The organism is Actinoplanes sp. NPDC048791, from assembly GCF_040650095.1.
GTDB lineage: Bacteria > Actinomycetota > Actinomycetes > Mycobacteriales > Micromonosporaceae > Actinoplanes.
In genome coordinates this window covers 1-3081 of the sequence record NZ_JBEZGQ010000986.1, presented here as the reverse complement: position 1 = coordinate 3081, position 3081 = coordinate 1, and the positions used below count along the sequence as shown (strand labels likewise).

Below are 3081 nucleotides of genomic sequence, written 5' to 3'. Positions count from 1 at the left end.
GGTGCCCGGGGACCTGCCCGGACCGGTCGAAGCCCTGCTGGGGTCGATCCTGCGCCGCACAGTCATCAACGCGCTGCGGGCCACACCCCCACTGAGCTGCCGGATCGAGCTGGACGGCTCGGCGTGGCTGCGGGTGGGTTTCACCGGCGGCGAGCCCGGCCGGCCGGCTCCGGACGGCATCGCCGAGGAGGTCGAGCGGCTCGGCGGCCGGCTCCGGACCGAGTCCGGGCCGGACACCACGAGCGGGATCGACGTACGGATCCCCGTCCAGGCCCATCGTTCCGGCGGCACGCGCAGCCCGCGCTCGGTTGCCGCCGCACCCTGGCTGGCGTGGTGGATCGTGGCCGTGCTGGAGCTCGACCTCTTCGTCACCACCCTGGCCCGGACGCAGGGGTCATGGTCCTTCGTCGAGCCGGTCACCACGCCCCGGCTGATCTGCATCATCGCTCTGGTCTTACCGCTGAGTCTGCTGCAGCTGCACCACGTCCGGCCCCGCTCCGGCAACGCGCCGCCGGGGTGGCGGTGGACCCTCATCCTGCAGATTCTGCTGCTCGGCGCGCTCACGGTCGTCGGGGGTGAGAACGTGCCGGCGCTGCCGTACGCGGGCCCGGTCGCTGGCGTCGTGCTCTTCCACGTGCGCCGGCCGTGGTCGTGGGCCGTGGCCGGCGGCATGATCCTGGTCTCCGCACTCGTGTCCCTGCACCACAGCGGAGTCGACCTCACCGCCAGCGCGCCGCAGGCAGTGGTGCTCTGGATGATCCTCTCCCTGCCCTGGACTTTGCTGACGATGGTCGCGGTCGCCGCGCTGTGCCGGCTCCCGCTCGCCGCCGAGCAGCTGGTCGTCGCGCGCCGGGAGCTGGCCCGGCTCGCGGTGCTGCGTGAGCGGCTCCGCATCGCCCGTAACACCCATGACCTGCTCGGCTTCCATCTCGCCGCGATCGCGCTCAAGGCCGACCTCGGCGGCCGGCTGACCGGCACCGATCCGAGCGCGGCGCGGGTCCAGCTGGCCGAGGCGGGCCAGGTCGCCGAGGAGGCGTTGCGGTCGCTGCGGTCGATCACCGCCGAGCCGGCCGGGCTGTCGTTCACCGACGAGGTGGAGAGTGCCCGCGCGATGCTCACCGCCGCCGGGACCCGGGTCGCGGTCGAGCTGCACGCCAGGCCCGAGCCGTCGGTGGAGTCGCCACTGGCGATCGTCCTGCGCGAGGCGGTCACCAACGTCGTACGCCACGCCCGGGCCACGACCTGCGAGATCGAGACCCGGCCGGTGCCCGGGGGCATCCGGCTGCGGATCACCAACGACGGCGTCTCGTCCGCGCCGGCCGGTGCTACAGCCGGCAACGGGCTGGCGAACCTCCAGTCGCGGGCACGCGAGGCCGGCGGCCGCCTGGAGGTGCAGCGTCAGGGCGACCGGTTCACCCTCGTCGCCGAGATCCGTACCGGTGGGCCCGAAGGGCGGTTGCCCGACACCGTGGTCTCCGTCGCCGGGTAGCGTCAGAGCCAGCCGGCCTCGCCGGCGATCCGGATCGCGTCGACCCGGTTGCGGGCGCCCAGCTTGGTGACGGCCGTGGCCAGGTAGTTGCGGACCGTCCCGTACGACAGGCCCAGCCGCTCGGCGACCTCGGTCGGTTCGGCGCCGGACGCGGTCAGCCGCAACACGTCGCACTCACGCTCACTCAGCGGGTTGCCGGCCACGTCCAGGGCCGCGAACGCCAGCTGCGGGTCGAGAACCCTGCCCCCGCCGGCCACCGTGCGCACCGCCGCGACCAGGTCCTCCGGCGAGGCGTCCTTACCCATGAAGCCGGCCACCTTGGCCGCGAGGGCGCGGCGCAGGTTGCCCGGGCGGGCGGCGCCGGTCACGATCAGGGTCTTGCAGTCCGGCAGCCACTGGTGCAGCTGGGCGGCCGCGCTGATCCCGTCCAGGCCGGGCAGTTCGATGTCGATGACGGCCACGTCCGGGCGGACCTGCAGCGCGGTGGTCACGATGGCGTCGCCGGCCTCGACGGCACTGACGACCTCGATGTCGTCGGCGAGGTTGAGCACGCCGACCAGCGCCTCCCGCAGCATGCGCACATCCTCGGCAAGCAGCACGCGGATCACGGCGGCTCCCCTTCCGGACGCCCTCGCTCATGTCGGACCGCGCGAAGCATACGGGCGCCCGCTGTCGCCGCGCTGACGTCCCGCTCACGCGACCCGGCGGCGAAGTTCCGGTGAAATAGTGCCGGGGCGACAGACATGTACGGGGTGCCGGGCAGGACCTGACCGGTATCACCGACTGAGGGAGCCGCCTTGGCCCGCACATCCGATGCCGCCGACTTCGAACGCCTCTACCGGGCCTGTTACGAGGATCTGCTGCGGTACGCCCTGCGCCGCACCGGTCAGCCGGAGACGGCCGCCGACGTGGTGGCGGACACCTTCCTGGTCGCGTGGCGACGGTTCGACGACCTGCCGCCCGGCAACGGCCGCGCCTGGTTGTTCGGGGTGGCCCGCAACGTGCTGGCCAACCAGTACCGCGCGGACCGCCGCAGCGCTGACCTGGCCGCCCGGCTGCGTCATGAGCTCGGCGGCGCCATCGTCACCGCGCCCGAGGCACCTCCCGAGATCTCGGCGGCCTTCGCCACTCTCAACCCGGCCGACCAGGAGCTGCTGCGCCTGGTCGCCTGGGAGGGACTGTCCGCGGAGGAGCTTGCCGTGGCGCTCGACTGCTCCGCGAACGCCGCCCGCATCCGCCTGCACCGCGCCCGTACCCGGTTCGCCGCGGCGCTGCGGTCACCGTCGATCACGAAGTAGAGGACCCGCCATGACCGAACCCGCCCTGACCGAACCCGATCGCCTGATCCAGCTGCTGTCCCCGGACCTCGACATCCCGCACCCCGCGGCCGACCCGACCGGCCCGGCCGCCGACGACCTGCTGCGCCGCGTCATGTCCACGCCGCCGTCGGCACACCGCCGCCCCTGGGGTGTGCGCCTGGCCATCGGCGCGTCACTGGTGACCGGCCTGGCCACCGCCGTGGTGGCCGCCGGCCTGTGGCTGCCCCAGTCGAGCCCGACCGGCCCGGCCCCGGCGCGAGCCGCCACCCTCCG

At 73.8% G+C, this 3081-nt stretch carries 4 protein-coding genes; 3 read left to right on the top strand and 1 reads right to left on the bottom strand.

Features of this window, described 5'->3' with window-relative positions:
* Positions 1 to 1489, top strand: a 1489-nt coding sequence (locus AB0C29_RS40895) for a histidine kinase (protein ID WP_360832466.1), incomplete at its 5' end; no start/stop codon positions are given.
* A 2-nt stretch (positions 1490 to 1491) separates the two neighbouring features.
* Here AB0C29_RS40895 and AB0C29_RS40890 read toward each other — a convergent pair.
* Positions 1492 to 2097 carry a response regulator transcription factor gene (locus tag AB0C29_RS40890; protein WP_360832463.1) on the bottom strand — a complete coding sequence of 202 codons (606 nt, stop codon included), beginning with the start codon at positions 2095 to 2097 and terminating at the stop codon, positions 1492 to 1494.
* Positions 2098 to 2286: 189 nt separating this feature from the next.
* Between AB0C29_RS40890 and AB0C29_RS40885 the strand changes: the two genes are divergently transcribed.
* Both AB0C29_RS40885 and AB0C29_RS40880 read left to right on the top strand, forming a co-directional pair.
* The gene (locus AB0C29_RS40885; RefSeq protein ID WP_360832461.1) at positions 2287 to 2787 is read left to right on the top strand and encodes a sigma-70 family RNA polymerase sigma factor; all 501 of its coding nucleotides are present in this window, start codon (positions 2287 to 2289) and stop codon (positions 2785 to 2787) included.
* 10 nt (positions 2788 to 2797) lie between these two features.
* A partial coding sequence (locus tag AB0C29_RS40880) for a hypothetical protein (RefSeq protein WP_360832458.1) occupies positions 2798 to 3081 on the top strand: 284 nt, incomplete at its 3' end.